The sequence below is a fragment of the Collinsella tanakaei YIT 12063 genome (assembly GCF_000225705.1).
GTDB lineage: Bacteria > Actinomycetota > Coriobacteriia > Coriobacteriales > Coriobacteriaceae > Collinsella > Collinsella tanakaei.
The window spans coordinates 1-19,947 of record NZ_JH126475.1; the positions used below are offsets into that span (position 1 = coordinate 1).

Genomic DNA, 19,947 nt, shown 5'->3' on the forward strand with positions numbered 1-19,947 from the left:
GGAAGGGGGGACGCGCATGAACGCGAGGCAGGCGATGGACTGGCTGGAGGGCCTCGACCCGGAGGCGGAGATCGCGGTGACGGCCAAGTTCCCGGGACTCGACGGATGGAGGGTGACCAGCTGGGCCGTGTCGACCGGCGAGGCCGAGGGCTGCCCCTCCCTGGAGATCTCCGTGGAGGGGACCGACTTCGACTACCCGGCCCCGTCGAGGGCGCTGCTGGAGGTGCTTCCGGACCTCCTCGACAGGCTCCTCGAGGCGGAGGATTCGGGTTACCTGTAGGACGTGCGGACGGTCGGCGGGGCGGGCGCGGGAGCCCGCCCCGTGGGCCTTACCATTTCGGAAAATTTTCGCTTACCAAATCGGAAAGCTCCTTTTACCATTTCGGAAACTTTTACTTGACCAAATACAGCTGTCCTCGCTGGTCTCGGCGGGGACGCTCTTCACCTACCTCGACCCCGGGCTCACGAAGGCCGGCCCGCTCCCTTCGACCAACAACAGGATAGAGGGAGGCGTCAACGCCCAGCTCAGGGCTGTTCTCCGCAACCACAGGGGGCTCACGTCCCTGAAGCGCGTGAAGGCCGTGTTCTGGTGGTGCCACGCGCACTCCGGCGACGCGAGGACCGCCAGGGAGAAGCTGGCGACCATGCCGAGGGACGCCGACATCGACCTGCTCTACGACGTCTACCCGTCATCCCCGAAGCAAGGCGATGGGAGGCCGGAATGGGGCGACAGGGCTGTCTGGGAAGAACTCCACCGCAAGGACCCCTTCCCGTTCTGGCTGGATTAGCATGAGGGGAACATGTGTTCTATCGAGACACACTTTTTGTCCTATAAGCCGTAATCGAGCCTCCGTTCCCGCGTTGGGACGGAGGCTTATTCTTCGCCGTTTTACTCCCTTTCACCTGCGATTTCACCATTTACTCCCCGTGTTTCAAGACGGCAAGGCACGGGGCGGCACTCAGGGGAATGGGAGTAAGGATTCATCCTAAGTGAATGAACGCGCGGTTTTTGTCCCCGAGGGTGAAACGAGGCCGTTTCTTAGCCCGTGAAACTCAAATCGGGGTTGCAGCGATTGGACTGCCGCTCGGCAACGTCGGTTCTTCCGCACGACGACCGATAGCGAGGGACGCGGCTATTCCTTGCCCCGCCAGACCTGGTTGTATCGTCTCCAGGCTTTCACCGGGACCGTATCCTTCTCTCCGTCCTTGAAGGGCGCGTAGAAGACGATGAGGTCGTCGTACAGGTCCGCATACCACCAGTTGTGGAACCTTCCGTTCTCGTGACTGAATATCCGCTCTTCCATCATGCAACAAGTGAACAGCGGGCCCCTGTCCGGCTCGCCGGGGTTGCCAAGGATTTCGTAGTCTGGCTCTCCGCTCGATTCGCGCTTGCTGTCAACGAACCAACCCACCTCGTTGAACAGGAGGTTGTTGAAGCAGATTCCGCTCTTGTGCGCGCTGTCAAGCTCGTTCTTGCCGAGCGATTCGGCATCGATGCGCCTCATGTAGCGCGAGACTGGGGCGTTTGGACTATCGAAGATCAATCATCCTATCGCAGACGCCGCACTTCCAGATTTCGGTTGACAGGCCGTTGTACTCAAGCTCGAAGAAGGCGAAGTCATCCTGATGGGCTTCGATGACTTCGTTCTCGACGAAGTAGTATTCTGTCTCATCCCCGTCGCAGCTATTTGAAAGGCTGTTCCCGCATGGGCATGCTAGATGGGCCATGAACTCCTCTTTTCAATTATTTGCAGTCGCCGGGTCATGTTCTAGGCTCAATTTGCGCATCCGCCGAATTGCCGCCGACTTGCGACTGTTCATGGGAATAGACGTCGACAGGAGGCTGGTTCATTTCGCGAATGCGTGGAACCAATGGCAGCGGTACATCTCGATGAAATCCTGCAACGAACACGGCGCTGTTGGCTTTTCTTTAGACGAGCTTCTTGCGCGTCTCTTTCAGTATGCCCTTCTTGAAATCGGACCACTTGCCGAAGAACTTCTCGTCCGTGGCAGTGACCGCATGCTCCGCGTACTTGATCGCCGTGAGCTCCATGGTACAGATGTAGTCCGCCGCCTGCGAAAGCCGGTACTCGGAGGGCTGCGCCGATCGGTAGACGACGACGTCCTTCGACAGCGCGTACTCGACCGCGCGATGGAGGGACTCGGCGATGGAGTGCTGGCCGTTGTCGTAGTAGACCTTGACCATATCGTAGGATTGCAGCTCTGCGAGGTTGTCGAACAGGAAGTTCACGAGGTTCCTCCGCATCGTCCCCGCGAGCTTGTCGAGCGAGGCGAACTGCTTGGTCGCGTATGCGAAGGTGTGGTACTTCACGGGCATGTGTCGGAAGAAGACTCGGAACGAGCCGAGCAGCATCTTGCGCGTCCTCAGGTCGAGTCCCGAGTACTGGTCCTTGCCGTTCATGAGCGGCGACGCGTGGAAAGGTATGTCCGGAAGCCCTTTCGTGCGGAGGGCGCTCTCATATGCCTCGATCGAGTCCGCGATGCTGTCGGATTGGTCGTGCATGACGACGGTGAGCAGGTAGTGGCGGTCGGAGAGGCCGCCGCTTCCCGACTCGTCGACGAAGATGCTGAGTTCTCGCATTGCTCTCATGGATAAGAAAAAAGCCGGGGAAAACGTCCCCGGCACTTGGAAGCCTTCCATACGGAAAACCAATTACCTTGTATCATGTACTGGCCGAAAATTCAAGGACACTCGAATTTTCAAATTAGTCTTTGCAAATAACCTTTGAGCCTTCACCATCAATTACAATTCCCTGACGGTTGTTAATTGGGCATAGATTCAAATCCGAAAACTCAGTCATTATTTTCTCGGTAACCTTCTTAAATGGTGCCGTAAGATAATGCGGAAGAACATAGAAATCGATCAAATCAAGCCCTGCATCATCTTCCTGTGAGTAGTCCTCCGGCTTTTCATCCATTTGCTCAATATATTGGATGGTAGGAGCGCATATAGCCGCCCCCGCCGATTCACCGATCATCAGTTTTCCCCTTGCCAATTCCTTCTTCAACAGCTCATCCGTTCCCGTTTTACGGAGCTGGTCCATAAGGAAGAAAGAATTTCCACCGGTAAAATAAATCACATCCGCATCTTCAAAAATGGACCGTATCGTTGAATAAGCCTCCGTTGAAATATCAATTTCCGTTACGGCTGCTCCCAGTTTATTGAATAGCTTTCGAGCCGAGCCGACATAACCGGTGTAGCCTTCACGCAGCGAAGCTGTGGGAATAAATGCGACTTTCTTGTTATCAATTTCTTCTTTTATCAAACTTCCTACACTTGAAAAGTGCGAACATAAAAACAGCTTCATCCATGTTCTCCTTTAGATAGCCCGGAATTGCTCGTCGAGAAGAGGAATGTGCGAGCAAAAAAATAGGGCAGAATCGCTTTCACGATCCCGCCCCGCAAACCCGAGGGTTTCTAACTAGAGTCCATTATGCAGTTAAACGCCTCTTTGTCAATCCCATGGATGCTTGACGCGCGCATCAGCACCGAGCAAAGCTTGCGCGCAAGTGGGAAGCAGATCCTACCCGAGCCAGGCTTTGAAGACCATCGCGATGAAGTCGTGCGACGAGGCTATCACTGTGTTGCCCGCGTACCAGTCGCCGTGAAGCTCGGACCTGTCGGCAAGAGCGAGTAGCCTCTCGGGAGTCCCTTCTGCTTTCTCCCTAGGAACGAATCGAGAGTAGGCGTAAGCGAGGACGGTCATCTGCAGGATGCGTGGATTGCGCATCTTCGAGCGCCTGAGGCGCTTGGACACGCCGATTTCGCCGAGAGCCGCGGCCAGCGGCGCGGGGTACCTCAGCTGCGGCGCGCTCGATGACGAGCCGAGCCCGTTCACGATGGCGCTCGAATGCGCCGCGGCGTTTCGCAGCGAGTTCGCGCGCCTGAGCATGTAGTGCTCGTCCCTCATCTCGGAATCGCCCCATCGATCGGCGCAGAAGAGGTAGAAGTCGGCGAAGGCGCCGAAAGACGACAGCTCCAGAAAGACCCACGCCGGCATCTCGCCAATCGGGTACCTCGAAACGAGCGATCCGAGGTAGGCGTCGTTTTTCAGGCGGTTGAGCTCTCCCTCCCTGCGGTTGCGGTCGCCGTGGTTGAGGGCTGCGAGGTAGTCGGAGAAGATCGAGTAGCCGTCCTCGTCCGGCTTTTCGGTGATGCGCTCGACCAGCCTGGTCTTCGCGGAGTTCTCCACGTCGAGGGTCAGCGGCAGCAGGAAGCTGCGCAGCTCGCGGTCGATGGCGGCGAGGTCGACGAGGTGCCCGAAGTCGAGCCCGGCGTATTGGCCGTCTCGCGGCCCGCCTACGCGTTTGGGGAACAACACGCGGTAGGCAGCGAGTCTGAAATAGTGATCTTGGCCGGCCAGGATGCGCGCGGCTTCCGCTTCGGAGCACAGCTCGAAGGAGACGCCCTTCCGCCTCAGGTGCTCGATCTGCTGTTCTATTGTGAGGATGGGCTTCCTGCTCGGGATATCGGCCATCGTCGGTCTCCTGTCATTGATTTGCAGACCGTATTCTACCAGTATGTTTTCTCGAAACTCTGAAGGCTTGCTTGTCAACTCATGGGCAAGCCCCCCGAGACTACTCACTTTGCCCACCGATACCAAAGACCTGTGACCTGCGGTTTTGCGAACGGCTCGAAAACCACCAGCGCTGACTCACTTGCGGTTGAAGCTGGCGGCTTGCACGCTAAAGGTCGGTTGAGTTTCAAAACGGGCGTTTTCGGCGAAATCGAGCCTCCAAAGGCGGTCCGCCGCGCCCTTTGGGACAAAAACAAAAACTCAAAACACTGAGTTTGAAAAAAGTTTTTGGAGTTGTCCCAACTTTTGTCCCCGAAGCCGACGAAACAAGACATGGTGTTATTTGGCGGCATTCGGTTCGAGACGACACCGAAAACTGGGTGCAACTAGAATGACGGGACGACAAATACAGAGCCATCGAGTGGGAATAAGGTTTAAGGAACCAACTTCTGAAAAATCAAAAATATTAGTGTCTTAACTGACGATTATCGCCTCCTCTGATAAGCTAGGCAGAGGAGGCGATTTACATGAAGCTGTACCATCGCGAGCAATATCTGAAAAAGATTCGACCGTTCTACGATGACGATCTGATCAAGGTAATCACAGGTATTCGTCGCTGCGGCAAATCGTGCCTCATGGCAACGATTGCCGAAGAACTGAGAAATCGCGGTGTCGAAGATAAGGACATCATCTACCTCGATCTTGATAAGCGCGGAAACCGCTCGATTAAGACGCCTGAGCAGCTGGAGAAAAAGATCGAGTCGCTTCTGGCTGACAACGACTTCAAATACCTCTTCATCGATGAGGTGCAGAACGTTCGAGACTACGAGGAGGTCGTGAACGCCTACAACTCGGATGGCGGCTTCTCGATATTCATCACAGGCTCCAACTCGTATCTGCTGTCTGGCGAGTTGATGACCAAGCTCACGGGCCGATACGTGGAGTTCGAGATGTTCACCCTGTCCTTTTCCGAGTTCCTCGATATGAAGAGGTTCATGGGCAAGGCGGTCGGTGATGCGCGAATCGAATTTGACGAATATCTACGCTATGGCGGGTTTCCTCGGTCTCTGGAATACGAAGATCCCGAGGCAAAGGCTCGCTACATCGAGGATGTCGTTGGGCAGATCGTCGACAAGGACATCAGGTCTCGCAACAAGATCCGGAACATTGACACGTTCAACCGTGTCATGACCTACGTCATCAACAACTATGGTGCGCCAACGAGCCTCACCAACCTTCATGACTATTTCACTAAGACGGAGCGCATTGCCGTCGAGCGGCGGACAATCGCTTCCTACATCCAGATGCTCGTTGATGCCAAGGTGCTCTACAGATGCGAGAGATTCGACCTTAAGTCCCGCAAATCGTTGCGTGGCGAGGAGAAGCACTACCTTGCGGATCCGGGTATCTATTTTGCGCGCAACATCGATGTCCGGCTGAATTACGGGCCCTCGTTGGAAAACGCTTTGTACATCTATCTCCGCTCGAGGGGATATAAGCTATCCGTAGGCCGCATCGGGAAGCTGGAGTGCGACTTCATAGCCCGCAGGCGCAACGCCTATGCCTACATCCAGGTTTCGATGACAATTGCCGATAGGAACGTGGAAGAGCGTGAGTACAGGCCATTCGGCTACATCAGGGACGGGTATCCGCGATACCTTTTCACGCTTGATCCCCTGCTGCAGGAGAGAGATGGGGTCAGACATCTTAACATGGTGTCGTTTATGAAAGATAATGGCGACCTTATTTGAGCGACGGCCGGATTTCTTTGCTTCTCGGTGTATGAGTGACGTGAGTATTAAATGAGGACCATTGACTCACTTGGAATCGGCAAGCCGAGAACTCGTGTTGAAGTTAATGAGCTTTTGACCAACGGCTCCTGTTACTGAGTGGGAGTAACGAAAAACGACACCGTCCAAGCCCTTGATCTGCGGAAAGGTCAAGGGCTTTTTCATTAGGGCAATCTCTGTGACATCCTGCTGTTTGCCCATTGAGATGGAGGTGGCTCGACCCAAATAATAAAGCGAAGCGACGGTAGCGGGGGGCGTGATACTCTGCAACGATGCGAAGCCCAAGGATGGGACACAGGAGATTTCCGCCTTCTCGATGCCGGTGAGATGGTTCGGGCAGTCTAAGTTAATGCTGAACGGTCTCGGTATACCGTGACCTTGCATGAGTAAACGCGCCAGCAGAATGCGGGGTCGACGTCGATACCGTTCTCACCAAAACAGGAGACGCTCCTAACGCGGCATATAAGCCTTTCGCCTCCAGCCAGATTCTTGAGGTTCCTTTGGAATAGCAGATCGTCATAGTCGTGGTAGGGCTCGTAAGGCGTCACGGACCCGTCTGCGAGGTGGAATCTGTAGCCCCACTCCCTGACGGCTTCTGAGCACGGGCGCAATTCGAGCAGATCATTCTCTTTGAGAGAGCTCGCCGACCTCTCGCGGGCAACATCGCGCTCGACCTCGCCTTCCCTCCAGGTCGAGCTCGACCACAGTTCTGCTATTCCGATTTTTTCGGTGTCATGTGGATCGTCATTTATGAAGTCGTCCGGAGCTACATTCCTAAGGAACGCCCTGGCACCTCGAATGTCGATGGCCTCCTCGAGTGTCCTTGCGGTCGCATATTCTCCCGTCAGGTAGTCCAAGGCACAAAAAGAATCGCCATCGTAGTCTTCCGGTTTTGGCAGGCCGAGGTCCTCGTCGTTCATGTTTTCTCCTTTATGCCAATAAAAAACGAGTTCGGCCATTGCCAAATCGGTTGCGACCGGAGTGCCTTTCTAGTCGAACAGACTCGGCATGTCGTCATCCTTCATGAGGGCTCCGGCGCAAGGGAGGCTCTGGGCTGTGAACTTCTCCGCGGAGACGCCGGCGCCCAGCACCTCCTCGGTGGTGCTCACGGTGGTGATGACGCGGCCCTTCTTTGCCGTGAAGGCCTGGACGCCCTGGGTGTTTGTGGTCGTCTTGGTCTTGAGGAGCGAAGTGTTGAAGTTCATCAGGCGATAGTCGCTCGAGACCAGCGCGATGTCACGGTCCTCTTTGAGCACCTGGGCGTACAGCAGCTTGGACCCGCCGTAGATGGCGTTCTTGAGGCGCTTGCGGTTGGTCTTAGTGACGTAGCCGGCAAGCGCGACGCGCACCGCGCGGCCGTTCTCGAAGATGAACAACGCGTCAGCCTTGTAATTCTCGGGATCGATGACCCAGATCACGCTCTCATCCGGATCCATCTCGAGGTCGGTTGCCAGATATGATCCCAGCTGGGCGGACTTGGTGTCCTCGAATGCCGCGACCTTGCATTTGTACACCTGGCTCTTGTTGGTGAAGACCAAGAGCTCGTGCGTGTTGGCGGATGGGAACTCGATAAAGGGCTCGTCGCCGTCCTTGTATTTGAGCTCCGCGGCCTTGCGCAGAACGCGGTCCGTCATCTTCTTGAGGTAGCCCTCGCGCGAGAGCATGATGGTGACCGGGTACTCCTCGACCTCTGGCTCCAGGCTCACTTCGATGACGTCGGAGGGCTCGATGCGGCCCGTGCGACGCGGCATGACGTATTTCTTGTTGACCGCCGCCAGCTCGTCGGAAATGACCTTCTTGATGTTCTCCTCGCTCGAGAGGATCTCCTCGAGTTCGGCAATCTCGCCCTCGAGCTTCGCGATGTCCTTGGTGCGGTTGAGGATGTACTCCTCGTTGATATTGCGCAGCTTGAGCTCGGCGACGAACTCGGCCTGGGTCTCGTCGATATCAAATCCGCGCATCAGGTTGGGGACTACCTCGGCCTCGAGTTTGGTGCCGCGGATGATGGCGATGGCCTTGTCGATGTCGAGCAAGATCGCTTCGAGACCGTGCAACAGGTGCAGGCGCTCGGACTTCTTGCCCAGGTCGAAGTTCACGCGACGACGCGTGGATTGGACGCGCCATACGACCCACTCGTGCAGGATCTGGCGCACGCCCATCACGCGGGGGTACCCATCGACCAACACGTTGAAGTTGCATGAGAACGAATCCTGCAGCGTGGTGATGCGATAAAGCTTCGCCATGAGCTTCTCGGGGTCGACGCCGCGCTTCAGGTCGATGGCGATGCGCAGGCCGGAGAGGTCGGTTTCGTCGCGGATGTCGGCGATCTCGCGCACCTTGCCCTCCTTGGAGAGCTTGACGATGCGGTCGATGATGACATCGGTCTTGGTGGTATAGGGGATCTCGTAAACCTCGATGATGCGCTCTGCGGGGATCCAGCGCCACCGCGAGCGGATCTGGAAGCTGCCCAGGCCCGTCTCGATGATGCGCTCCATCTCTTCGCGACGGTAGATGATCTCGCCGCCGGTGGAGAAATCGGGCATGGGCATGTACTCGAGTAGGTCGCAGTCGGGGTTCTCGAGGAAGTGCATGGTGGCGGTGCATACCTCGTTGAGGTTGAAGCCGCAGATGTCGGAGGCCATGGCTACGCCGATGCCCTTGTTGGCCGAGACCAGGATGTTGGGGAACGTGGTGGGCAGCAGGCGCGGCTCCTTCATGGCGCCGTCGTAGCTGTCGATAAAGTCGACCGGGTCCTTGTCGATATCTTTGAAGATCTCGGCGCAGATGGGGGAGAGCTTTGCCTCGGTGTAACGCGAGGCCGCGTAGCTCAGGTCGCCCGAGTAGTACTTGCCGAAGTTGCCCTTCGACTCCACGAACGGCGCCAGCAGCGCCTCGTTGCCCGTGGCGAGGCGTACCATCGTCTCGTAGATGGCGGCATCGCCGTGCGGGTTGAGCTTCATGGTCTGGCCGACGATGTTGGCGCTCTTCTGGCGATCGCCTTTCAGCAAGCCCATCTTGTACATGGTGTAGAGCAGCTTGCGATGCGAGGGCTTGAAGCCATCGATCTCGGGGAAGGCACGAGAGACGTTGGTGCTCATGGCGTACGGCATGTAGTTGGTCTCGAGCGTCTCCGTGATGGGCTGCGCCGTGACCTCCGAGTGCAGGCCGATGACGTTATCGGTGTTGACCTGCTTCTTCTTGTTCTGGGTGTTGGTTTTCTTCTTAGCCACGTTTTCCTCTTGATGCTTCCTGGGGGAGGGGTCGTTATCTTGATGCGGTCGGGGCCGCGCAACGGCAGCCGCCAGCCCTTACTGCAGGTCCAGCTGGTCGAGATACTCCTTGCCGTGCTCGGCGATATGGCGCTTGCGGCCCGCTTCGTCGTTGCCCAGCAATAGGTTGAACATGGTCTCCATCTTGGCGACGTCCTCGGGTTCCACCTTGATCAGGCGGCGCGTCTCGGGGTTCATGGTGGTGAGCCACATCATGTCCGGGTCGTTCTCACCAAGACCCTTGGAGCGGTTGATGGAGCACTTCTGGTCGCCGATCTCTGCCAAGATATCGTTTTTCTCGAGCTCGGTGTAGGCGAAGTAGGTCTTCTCCTTGCAGTTGATCTCGTAGAGCGGCGACTCGGCGATGTATACGTAGCCCTCGTCGATAAGCGTGGGCACCAGGCGGTAGAGCATCGTCAAGATGAGCGTACGGATGTGGTAGCCGTCGACGTCGGCGTCCGTACAGATGATGACCTTGCTCCAGTTGAGGTTATCAAGATCGAAGGCGCCCAGGTTCTTGATGCGCTTATCCTTGATCTCCACGCCGCAGCCCAGCACCCGCATGAGGTCCATGATGACGTCGGACTTGAAGATGCGCGGATAGTCCTCCTTCAGGCAGTTGAGGATCTTGCCGCGGACGGGCATGACGCCTTGGAACTCGGCGTCGCGCGAGGTGCGGATGGCGCCCGCCGCCGAGTCGCCCTCTACGATGTAGACTTCGCGGCGGGTCTTGTCCTTGGAGCGGCAGTCGATGAATTTCTGCACGCGGTTGGCCATGTCGGTCTTCTGCTGCAGGTTGGTCTTGATGCTCTGGCGGGTCTTCTCGGCGTTCTCGCGCGAGCGCTTGTTGATGAGAACCTGCTCCATAATCTTGTTGGCGGCGTCTTTGTTCTCGATCAGATAGGTCGAGAGGCGCTCCTTGAAGAATGCCGTCATGGCCTGCTGGATAAAGCGGTTGTTGATGGCCTTCTTGGTCTGGTTCTCGTACGAGGTTTGGGTGGAGAAGCAGTTGGTCACCAGCACCAGGCAGTCCTGGACGTCCTGCCACTTGATGCCGCTCTCGTTTTTGTTGTACTTGCCCTGTTGCTTGATGTAGGCGTCGATTGCGCTGGTCAGCGCGCTGCGGGCGGCCTTCTCGGGCGAGCCGCCGTTCTCCAGCCACGAGGAGTTGTGGTAGTACTCCTGCATCTGGAAGGTGCGCGAGAAGCACAAGCAGGCCGTGATCTTGACGTTGTAGTCGGGCAGGTCCTCGCGGTCGCGGCCGCGGCGGTCTGCTTCGATGAAGAAGGGTTCGGTGAGGTAGTCGGCGCCCACTTTCTCGAGCACGTAGTCCTCGATGCCCTTGGGATAGCAGAAATCCTCTTCGGCGAACTCGCCGTCGTCGCCCTCGATGCGTAGGCGGAAGGTCACGTTGGCGTTGACCACGGCCTGGCGGCGCATGGTCTCGCGATACCACTCGTGGGGGATGCTGATCGAGGTGAAGACCTCCAGGTCCGGGCGCCACTTGATGGTAGTGCCGGTGCGGTCCTCGTCGGTGGGCTCGATCTCGAGCGCCTTCTTCTTGGTACCCACGACCTTGCCCTTCTTGAAGTGAAGGGAGTACTTGTTGCCGTCGCGCCAGACCGTGACGTCCATGTACTCGGAGGCGTACTGGGTTGCGCAGGAGCCCAGGCCGTTGGTGCCTAGCGAGAAGTCGTAGTCACCGCCCTCGTTGTTGTTGTATTTGCCGCCGGCATAGAGCTCGCAGAAAACGAGCTCCCAGTTAAAGCGCTTCTCGGACGGGTTCCAGTCGAGCGGGCAGCCGCGGCCGTTGTCCTCGACCTGAATGGAGCCATCGCGGAAGGCGGTGAGGGTGATGAGCTTGCCGTAGCCCTGGCGCGCCTCGTCGACGGCGTTGGACAGGATCTCGAAGGCGGCATGCGCGCAGCCGTCGAGCCCGTCCGAGCCGAAGATGACGGCGGGGCGCAGGCGTACGCGCTCCTCGTCCTTGAGCTGACGGATGCTGTCGTTGCCATAGTTTGCGTTGTTCTTTGCCATGCTCGCTCTCTCGGTGGTTCCCTTTTGCGTCTATGTAGTCATAGATGAATACCGTAGCATAGCCCAGCTCGCATTGGGTCTCGTCCAATCGAAATCCATCGAACAAATGTTTGTGTATAGCTTCGTTCGGGGAGTTTTTGCCGAGCGAGATGATCAGAGCACGTGGGGCTTCTTTATAGAGAGGGTACACGCATATGCACAAGAAAGCTCAAGGAGCGCTCCCGCATTCTTGAGGCAGATTTACGCTTCCAGTGCGTTGTATGCCTCTTCGGTGACGGGCTCGAGCCATTCATTGGAGCGCTTCTCGCCAGGGAGTTCGAAGGCAAGGTGGCTGAACCAGCAGCCTGCTTTGGCACCGTGCCAGTGCTTGACGTTTGCGGGGATCTCCACGATGTCGCCGGGCACAAGGCTCTGGGCGGGCTTGCCCTCTTCCTGGTACCGGCCCTCGCCCTCAACGCAGATAAGAACCTGGCCGCCAGCGCCTTCTCGTTAGATTGCCGCTTTGGAACGGGGGCTGGGCGTCGAGCTGCTTGAGCGTACCGGCGGGTCGTGCGTGTTTACGTGCGACGGCATGCGACTGCGCCAACGGGCGGAAGGAGATGCTCTTGCTTGTAAAGCAAACCGAGATGGGACTGACGGACCGCGAGCTGAGAATCATGGGCGGCATTCGTATTGGCGCAGGAGGAGCGTCGACATTGCGATGATGCTGTCGCTTTTCTGCATGTTCTGGCGTGGGCGGACCGCGTGCTTTAGTGTTGTTGCCCTACGCCCTGGTTCGACATGCGAGGGGAAGATGCCCGCGTGCGGCTCACGCACGGCGCGCGGCACGCCCGCGCCCCCGCGTCGCGCGGCATGCATGCGACCGGGGGTGCTAACGCTAGGTTCTACCTGCTGGTATTTGCTTGATGATTGCTTGATGTTTGCTTGAGGAGACTCGATGATCTTGTCGCTGGCCCCCATGGAGGGGCTTACCGGATACATGTTCCGTAACGTGCACGCGGAATGCTTCGGCCCGCTGGACCGCTACTACACGCCGTTTCTCGCCCCGCCGCACGTGGGCTCCGGCTTTGGTAAGAAGGCGTTCAAAGAGATCGATCCCAAAAACAACCAAGGGCTCAATGTGGTACCTCAGCTACTTACCAGAAACGCGGACGAGTTCGTGTGGGCGGCGCAGGTCCTCGCGGAGCTTGGCTACACAGAGGTCAACCTCAACCTGGGGTGCCCGTCCGGAACGGTGGTGGCCAAGGGCCGCGGATCGGGCTTTCTGCGCAACCCCGGCGAGCTGGAGGCGTTCCTGCAAGACGTGTGCGAGCGCTCGCCCATAGCCGTCTCCGTCAAAACCAGGTTGGGACTCGTTGAAGACCGGGAATACAGGCAGATCCTCGATCTGTACTGCCGCTTGCCCCTGGCAGAGCTCATCGTCCACCCGCGCGTGCAAAAGGACCGCTACCAGGGAACCCCGCGCCAGGAGGCCTATGGCGAGACGCTGCGCCGCGCGCCTTTCGCCGTGGCGTACAACGGCGACGTTTTTAGCGTGGACGAGTATAACGCCCTGTGCGCGGCGTATCCGCAGACGCGCCACGTAATGCTGGGACGCGGGCTGTTGGCAAACCCCGCCCTGGCGCGCATGGTGCGCGGCGGCGCGCCCGCTACGGCGGCGGAGCTCAAGCGCTTTCATGACAAGCTGTTCTCAGCGTATTTGGACGAGATGGGTGGCAACGCGGTCTTTCGCATGAAAGAGTGGTGGTTCTACGCCAAGTTCGCGTTCGCCGACCCGCTGGCGGTGCATCGCGCGGTGCGCAAGGTCCGCTGCGTGGACGAGTACGAGCATGCGGTGGCGGGGGTCTTCAGCGGGGAAGCCTTCGCATCCGTGCCGGTGTTTAGGGCGTAGGAAGCACGGTCAGCATCGGGCGGCGCCAGGCGGTGTGGGGCCGTATGGCCCGCGCCGGGCGCGAACGCTTACACGTGGCTAAGCACTTCTTTACAATGCACCGGGTGCGCAGGGGTTCCCGGCGAGTCGCACGGCCCTCTGACGTGTCGCCTTGCCGTTTGGCACGGCATGTCAACCGCTTGGGCATGGGGTTACGCAGGCATGACAATCCGATGTCACTTGTCGCTTAAAGTAGGCAAGGATTGCATTCGCCAACCATTTAAGGAAGGACTGCGCATGAGTAAGCCGATTGTTCGGAGGGCCCTGTTCTCGCTGGGTGCCGCGGCACTGATCGCCGGTGCCGTGACGGTGGCGCCCGCGGGAGCCTACGCTGCCGGGGTTGCCGGCGCTGACGGCGCGTCAAAAGACGGCGCTGTTTCCATTGTCTTTACCAACGACGTTCACTGCGCTATCGACCAGCAGGTTGATAAGGACGGCAACGTGACCGGCATTGGCTATGCCGGCGTCGCGGCGTATACCAACGCGCAAAAGGGCCTGTACGGCGCGGACAACGTGACCCTGGTCGACGCGGGCGACGCTATCCAGGGCGGTCCCGTGGGAACGCTCACCAAGGGCGCGGCGCTGGTCCAGATTATGAACGCCGTGGGATACGACTACGCAATCCCCGGCAACCATGAGTTCGACTACGGCATGGACCAGTTCAACGCGCTGGTAAAGCAGGCGGGCACCACGTATCTCTCCTGCAACTTCACCAAGCTTAACGCTGACGGTTCCAAGGCGAGCGTGTTCGCGCCCTTCGCCATCGAGACTTACAAGGATGCAGATGTCGCCGCAGATGACGCGGACGGCGTGCTCAAGGTCGCTTACGTTGGCATTTCCACTCCCGAGACGCTCACCAAGTCTTCGCCCGCAAACTTCCAGGACGCTGCCGGCAACTACATCTACGGCTTCTGCCAAGATGAAACCGGCGAGGCCCTATACGCCGCGGTGCAGAGCGCTGTGGACGAGGCTCGCGCCCAGGGTGCCGATTACGTGGTAGCCGTGGGCCATCTGGGCATCGAGGGTACAACCTCGCGCTGGACTAGCGAGGCCGTTATCAAGCACACCACTGGCATCGACGCCCTGATCGACGGCCACTCGCATGAGGCCTATGACAAGACGGTTGGTTCCGAGGTCGCGGCGGGTGCCATCCAGACGCTTGCCAACAGTGATGGCGACAAGGTGGTGCTGGTGCAGACCGGTACCAAGCTTGCCAACGTGGGCAACCTGGTGATCGATGCGGACGCAGCGGACGGCCAGGACGTTACCGCGCAGCTGGTCCCGGCGTCTGAGTGCAAGGACGAGGACGCCGCGGTCAAGAAGGTCGTCGACCAGGTGAACGGCGAGCTTGCTGACGTCCTCAACAAGGTTGTGGGCAAGACCGACGTGGCCCTTACCATTGTGGATGCCGACGGCGTGCGCCAGGTTCGCCACCATGAGACCAATATGGGCGACCTGGTCGCGGACGCTTACCGTGCCGCGGTTGGAGCCGGCATCGCGCTGGCTAACGGCGGCGGCGTGCGCGCATCCATCGCTGCCGGCGACATTACCAACAACGACCTGCTCTCCGTTCAGCCTTACGGCAACGAGCTATGCCTGATCGAGGCTACTGGCCAGGAGATTCTGGATGCGCTCGAGATGGGCGCTTCCAACGCGCCGGAGGAGTTTGGCGGCTTTTTGAAGGTGTCCGGCCTTAGCTACAAGATCGACGCCTCCATCCCCTCGTCCGTAAAGACGGATGAGAACGGCAACTTTGTCAGCGTGGACGGAGAGCGCCGCGTGTTCGATGTCAAGGTGGGCGGCCAGGCGATCGATGCCACCAAGACGTACAAGGTCGCATCCCACGGATACATGCTGCTTGAAGGCGGCGACGGCCTCACCATGTTCAGGGACAACAAGGTGCTGCAGGAGAACGTGATCCTGGATAACCAGGCGCTTATCAACTACATCACCAACGACCTCAAGGGCGTAGTGGGCGAGCGCTATGCCAACGCCACCGGCGAGGGCCGCATCACGTACGCGACCAAGCCCGGCACTGGCTTTAAGGACGTTGCCGCCACCGATTGGTTCGCCGGCGTGGTGGGCCAGGCGGTCGACGCCGAGCTGATGAAGGGGTATTCAGACGATTCGGGCGCTTCCACCGGCTTCTTTGGGCCTTATGACAACATGACGCGCGCGCAGGTTGTGACGGTGCTCTATCGCATTTCCGGCGATGCGACGTCGGGCGAGAAACCGGGCGCCAACAAGACGCCGTTTACCGATGTTGAAGATGGGGCCTACTACATCAACGCGCTCAACTGGGCGTATGAGAACGGACTTACCAGCGGATATACCAAGGCGAACGGCGAGATGGCCAACCTGTTTGGCCCCCACGACACGGTGACGCGCGAGCAGCTTGTCACGTTGGTGTGGCGCGCTGCCGGGGCGCCCGTAGCGACCAGCGACGATGCTTACCGTTCTTGCAAGGACGCCGGCAAGGAGTCCGTCTTCGCCGTCGACGCTCTTAAATGGGCTGCCTCCAAGGGCATTCTGACCGGTTCGGTCGAGGCGGATGGATCCTACCTCAAGCCCACGGCTTCCACCCTGCGCTGCGAGGGGGCGAAGGTGTTTGTGCTCGCCAAGGACCTCATCAAGGATGGCGTTAAGTAATCGGTTATGGTGACCATCTTAGGGTGATCCTGGTCAAGCGGACGCAAACCATCCGTAGGCCGTAATCGTCCAAAAACAAGGGCGCTCCCGCCGTTGCATGCGGGAGCGCCCTTTCTGCAACGGTTAGCTGCGCAAAGAAGGAGCGCTGGCTGTGGGGCTGGCATCGTTGCGCCTGCGCCTGCGAACGGTCCATATGCCAATGAACGCCATGGCGCCGCAGCCTACCAGCGTGAGGAGAAGGCCGGCGGTGAAGCCGGGAGAGCGGTAGGTGAGCTCGATGGTGTGGCTGCCGGTAGAGACGGGGATGGAGCTCATGCCTTTGTCGAACGCGGGCGATATAGGAGCCTCGCTGCCGTCCACGCGGGCTTGCCAGCCTTTGTCGTAGGGTATGGAGAGCAGCAGGGTGGTGTCGCGCGCGGCCGTGTATATGCCACAGACGTGGCCGTCTTCAAACACGTTGGGGACAAACTGTGCCTGCGAAAGGCTGTCATGGATGCGGGTGAACTCGTCCATATTAAGCGCGTAGAACAAGCAGCCCGTGCCAGCGGGGACAGCGCCGCCCTCATAGAACGGGTCGATGTTTACGGTATGGGTTGTGGCGCTCTCCACAATCTGGCTGTTGACCTCGCGCACGTTGTTGGAGAAACGCCAGCCTTCCTTTATGAGGGGGCCTCCGTCGACACTGAATGAGACGGGGGAGTAGCTTCCCGCGTTTTCGCCGCGTACCACATAGGCATAGCCAATGCTGTTGGCCGGAACATCGACGGTCCAGCTTAGGCGTCCGTCTGCATCGTGTTGCGTGGCATCGATTTTTTGGTAGAGCTCAACCGTGGAGCCCGTGATTGCTGAGAACAGAGCGTTTTGGCGCTCGAATGGATTGCCCCCATTGGGGATGGCGAGGCTGTAGTTTGCATCGACGCTTATGCCTAGGGAAAGCGCGTATGGGTTGTACGAAATGGAGGCGCCGTTACTTGGGGTTTCGATGCCGGTCGCGCGGTATCCTGCGGGCGTTCCCCAGGTGCCGACGTAGCGCACGCCAAGCAAGCTATCCATTGCCAGCACGGGTGAAGCGTAGACGGTTGAGAACTCCCCCACGCTGCTATACCCCATGCTGTTGAGGAACCGTATGGCGGCAGGGGAGTTTGCGGACGAATAGGACGAGAGCTGGTTGAAGCCGTGCGAGATGCCCTCGTTGAACGAGGCGCCGATTCTGTTGTACGTCTTGTCGAAGCGGTAGAAGGGGTCCGTGTCCGCTTGCTTGATCTGAGCGAGCTGCACGTCAGCCTCTTCAACGTAGGCGTTATGTTGCTCCTGCGTGTAGTTGTAATAGATCTTTTCCCATGCGGAGTGGGCGTTGAGCCCCAAATCGACGCAGGCGAACAAAAGAAGGGCGGTCAGCGCTGCGTTCTTTGCAATGGGCGACACTAGGCGACGAGCCGTTTCTTCCTCCGATTTTTCTGCTGTCGCGCGTGCGTATAGGTAATGCGCTGCGGTCCAGATGAGCAGGAAGGTGAACAGGAAGGCGGTTCTAGAATAAAACCCGTTTGGAACTCGCATGCCGCACCATACAAACTGGAGAGCGCCAAAAATGCTCGATGCAGCCATGAACGCGAGGCATGCGAATGAGAGGAGCCTGAATTTACAATCGACCTTTGGGGTGAGAAGGAAGCAGGCGGAAAGCACGAGTGGAATAATGCCTGCAAAGAATTGCGGTACCGCGTCCGGTGCCCATTGCGAGGGAAGAAAGCCAAGCAGGATTGCGTGGGGCGTGGTGGCAAGGGGGGAAATCTGGGAAGAACCAGAGCCTCCCAGCATAGCGAGTACGGTTGGAACGAATGTCCAGGAGGAGAGCAAAAGGCCAAGAACGATGGCGAATGTGAAGCGCCCCGCCCTGCCGGCGACCCAGCGGGCGGAGACGCGCGCGCCGGACGTTATATGATCCGCCAGCTCGAAGAGGACGAACAGACAGAGGAACAACAGCGTGATGTAGGCCATGTACCAGCAGGTGATCACGTCAATGGCGACTATTGCGGCGAGGGGCGCAAATGAGCCGCCTATGATGAGCCTATGGCAGCGCCAGGCGGCGAGCGGCAGGATGATGAGCGCGTCGAGCCAAAGCGGGTTGCGCAGGTTGGTTACCGTCCAGGTCGACCAGGTGTAGCAAAGCCCAAGCGTGAGCGCCCACGCAGGGGAGAGGGAGAACCTCTTTTTGAGATACCAGGTCATGGCGAGCTGCATGCATCCTAGCTTGAGCGCGACGATGACGTAAATGGCAAGGGTGAGATGGTTTTGGTCGAACAACAGGGTCACCAGGTTAAACGGACTGGCGAGGTAGTAGCTGTAAAGCCCCCAGGTATTGGATCCCATGCCTTGGGCAAAGGAGTAAAAGATGCTTCCCTGTCCGCACAACAAGCTTCTGTACCAGGTAAAGAAGTCGATATATTGATATCTAAGATCGTCCGCCAAAAAGGATTGGGCACCAAAGGGATACGTACCCGCCCAGACGGATTGCACGGCAAGCATGGCGATGGGCAGGGTGAAGCAGACGGCCCAAAATAAAAGAGTTCTGCAACCATTCTTATTCATCGATGTTGCTCTCCCTCACAATGTAAAGGGGGCGGTGCTTGGTCTCAAGGTAGGTCTTGGCAAGATATTGGCCCATGATGCCAAGGCAGAGGAGCTGAATGCCCCCGATGAAGATGATGATGCAGGCGAGTGACGGCCAGCCTTGGACGGCATCGCCGAACAGCAGTGCGCGAAAGAAGATAAAGATGAGGGCGATGAACGCGACGATGCAGAAAATCGTTCCCATAACAGAGGCGATCGAGAGCGGGACGGTAGAGAAGGCGACGATTCCATCGATTGAGTAAAGCAAAAGGGAGAAGAAGCTCCACTTGGTTTCTCCGGCGACGCGGTTTACGTTGACGTAGGGCAGCCACTTTGTTTTGAAACCAACCCAGCCGTATATGCCCTTGGAAAAACGGTTGTACTCTGGCATGGATAGAATTGCATCAACCATGGACCGGCGCATAAGGCGAAAGTCTCGTGCGCCGTCGACAATCTCTGTTTTGGAGATGCGGTTGACGAGGCGGTAGAACATCCGGGCGAAAAATGATCGGATGGGCGGTTCGCCTTGGCGCGTGGTGCGTCGCGTGGCGACGTTGTCATAGTCTTCCGTTTGGAGAATCTCATACATCTGCGGCAAGAGGGATGGGGGATCTTGCATGTCCGCATCCATGGTGGCGACGTAATCGCCCGTGGCGTGCTGCAATCCTGCGAGAAGACCTGCTTCCTTGCCAAAGTTGCGCGAGAAGGAGATCCATTTGATGGCAAGGGGATCGTGCGCGCTCGCTTGCTCTTTCATAACGTCAAGCGTCCGGTCCGTTGAGCCGTCGTCGACAAGGATAACCTCGAAGGCGAGGGAATGCTCGACTTCCATCTTTTTCGCTACGCTTGAAAGCTCCTTGAGAAAGAGCGGCAGGCTCTCTTCCTCGTTGAAGCATGGAACAACAACGGATAGAGTTTGCTGTGCGTTCAATGTGATACCCCCGAGTCACTGCGCGAGGCGATAGCGCTTTTATTTGCTGGTTTTTCGATCATTTAAGTATAGGCCTTGGCGTTTCGATTTGGCTAAACTGGCCATATACCGCCGCATGTAAGCTCGGGCGTCTCGGTTGCATGGGCGGGATACAATAAATGGGTTGCAAAACCGCCGCGGGCAGCCGTGGCCTGCA

Annotated in this window: 15 protein-coding genes; 4 read left to right on the top strand and 11 right to left on the bottom strand. The window is 58.2% G+C overall.

What is annotated here, in order from left to right; genetic code table 11:
- The coding region (locus HMPREF9452_RS10485; RefSeq protein ID WP_040363094.1) for a hypothetical protein at positions 1-280 on the top strand (280 nt) is incomplete at its 5' end.
- Between the two features lie 853 nt (positions 281-1,133).
- Here HMPREF9452_RS10485 and HMPREF9452_RS10495 read toward each other — a convergent pair.
- From HMPREF9452_RS10495 to HMPREF9452_RS10515, 5 genes are all read right to left on the bottom strand, one after another.
- Entirely contained in the window at positions 1,134-1,544 is a 411-nt protein-coding gene (locus HMPREF9452_RS10495) for a hypothetical protein (protein ID WP_040363097.1), read from the bottom strand.
- Positions 1,531-1,728, bottom strand: a complete 198-nt coding sequence (locus HMPREF9452_RS10500; protein ID WP_009142114.1) for a hypothetical protein — start codon at positions 1,726-1,728, stop codon at positions 1,531-1,533. The genes HMPREF9452_RS10495 and HMPREF9452_RS10500 overlap by 14 nt, the downstream gene beginning before the upstream one ends.
- Positions 1,729-1,930: 202 nt before the next feature.
- A complete protein-coding gene (locus HMPREF9452_RS10505; protein WP_232205062.1) occupies positions 1,931-2,611 on the bottom strand; it encodes a DUF3800 domain-containing protein in 681 nt (226 codons plus the stop codon).
- A 115-nt stretch (positions 2,612-2,726) separates the two neighbouring features.
- Positions 2,727-3,329 (bottom strand): Type 1 glutamine amidotransferase-like domain-containing protein, encoded by a 603-nt coding sequence (locus HMPREF9452_RS10510; protein ID WP_009142116.1) that lies wholly within the window; start codon positions 3,327-3,329, stop codon positions 2,727-2,729.
- Between the two features lie 216 nt (positions 3,330-3,545).
- A complete protein-coding gene (locus HMPREF9452_RS10515; RefSeq protein WP_009142117.1) occupies positions 3,546-4,499 on the bottom strand; it encodes an Abi family protein in 954 nt (317 codons plus the stop codon).
- 566 nt (positions 4,500-5,065) lie between these two features.
- Between HMPREF9452_RS10515 and HMPREF9452_RS10520 the strand changes: the two genes are divergently transcribed.
- Positions 5,066-6,289, top strand: coding sequence for an ATP-binding protein (locus tag HMPREF9452_RS10520; RefSeq protein WP_009142118.1), 1,224 nt, complete (start codon positions 5,066-5,068; stop codon positions 6,287-6,289).
- Between the two features lie 380 nt (positions 6,290-6,669).
- Here HMPREF9452_RS10520 and HMPREF9452_RS10530 read toward each other — a convergent pair whose 3' ends face one another.
- From HMPREF9452_RS10530 to HMPREF9452_RS10545, 4 genes are all read right to left on the bottom strand, one after another.
- Positions 6,670-7,248, bottom strand: coding sequence for a hypothetical protein (locus HMPREF9452_RS10530; RefSeq protein WP_009142119.1), 579 nt, complete (start codon positions 7,246-7,248; stop codon positions 6,670-6,672).
- A gap of 69 nt (positions 7,249-7,317) precedes the next feature.
- On the bottom strand, positions 7,318-9,558 hold the full coding sequence (locus HMPREF9452_RS10535; RefSeq protein ID WP_009142120.1) for a DNA gyrase subunit A: 2,241 nt from the start codon (positions 9,556-9,558) through the stop codon (positions 7,318-7,320).
- A 78-nt stretch (positions 9,559-9,636) separates the two neighbouring features.
- Positions 9,637-11,634: a DNA gyrase/topoisomerase IV subunit B gene (locus HMPREF9452_RS10540; RefSeq protein ID WP_009142121.1), complete on the bottom strand. Its 1,998-nt coding sequence runs from the start codon at positions 11,632-11,634 to the stop codon at positions 9,637-9,639.
- A gap of 240 nt (positions 11,635-11,874) precedes the next feature.
- Entirely contained in the window at positions 11,875-12,096 is a 222-nt protein-coding gene (locus HMPREF9452_RS10545) for a cupin domain-containing protein (RefSeq protein WP_147568286.1), read from the bottom strand.
- A gap of 475 nt (positions 12,097-12,571) precedes the next feature.
- Here HMPREF9452_RS10545 and HMPREF9452_RS10550 point away from each other — a divergent pair, with 475 nt between their 5' ends.
- Entirely contained in the window at positions 12,572-13,525 is a 954-nt protein-coding gene (locus HMPREF9452_RS10550; RefSeq protein WP_009142122.1) for a tRNA dihydrouridine synthase, read from the top strand.
- Between the two features lie 276 nt (positions 13,526-13,801).
- Entirely contained in the window at positions 13,802-16,213 is a 2,412-nt protein-coding gene (locus HMPREF9452_RS10555; protein ID WP_009142123.1) for a 5'-nucleotidase C-terminal domain-containing protein, read from the top strand.
- A gap of 123 nt (positions 16,214-16,336) precedes the next feature.
- Here HMPREF9452_RS10555 and HMPREF9452_RS10560 read toward each other — a convergent pair whose 3' ends face one another.
- Positions 16,337-18,799 (bottom strand): YfhO family protein, encoded by a 2,463-nt coding sequence (locus HMPREF9452_RS10560; protein ID WP_009142124.1) that lies wholly within the window; start codon positions 18,797-18,799, stop codon positions 16,337-16,339.
- The gene (locus HMPREF9452_RS10565) at positions 18,792-19,751 is read right to left on the bottom strand and encodes a glycosyltransferase family 2 protein (protein WP_009142125.1); all 960 of its coding nucleotides are present in this window, start codon (positions 19,749-19,751) and stop codon (positions 18,792-18,794) included. The genes HMPREF9452_RS10560 and HMPREF9452_RS10565 overlap by 8 nt, the downstream gene beginning before the upstream one ends.
- Positions 19,752-19,947 lie beyond the last annotated feature (196 nt).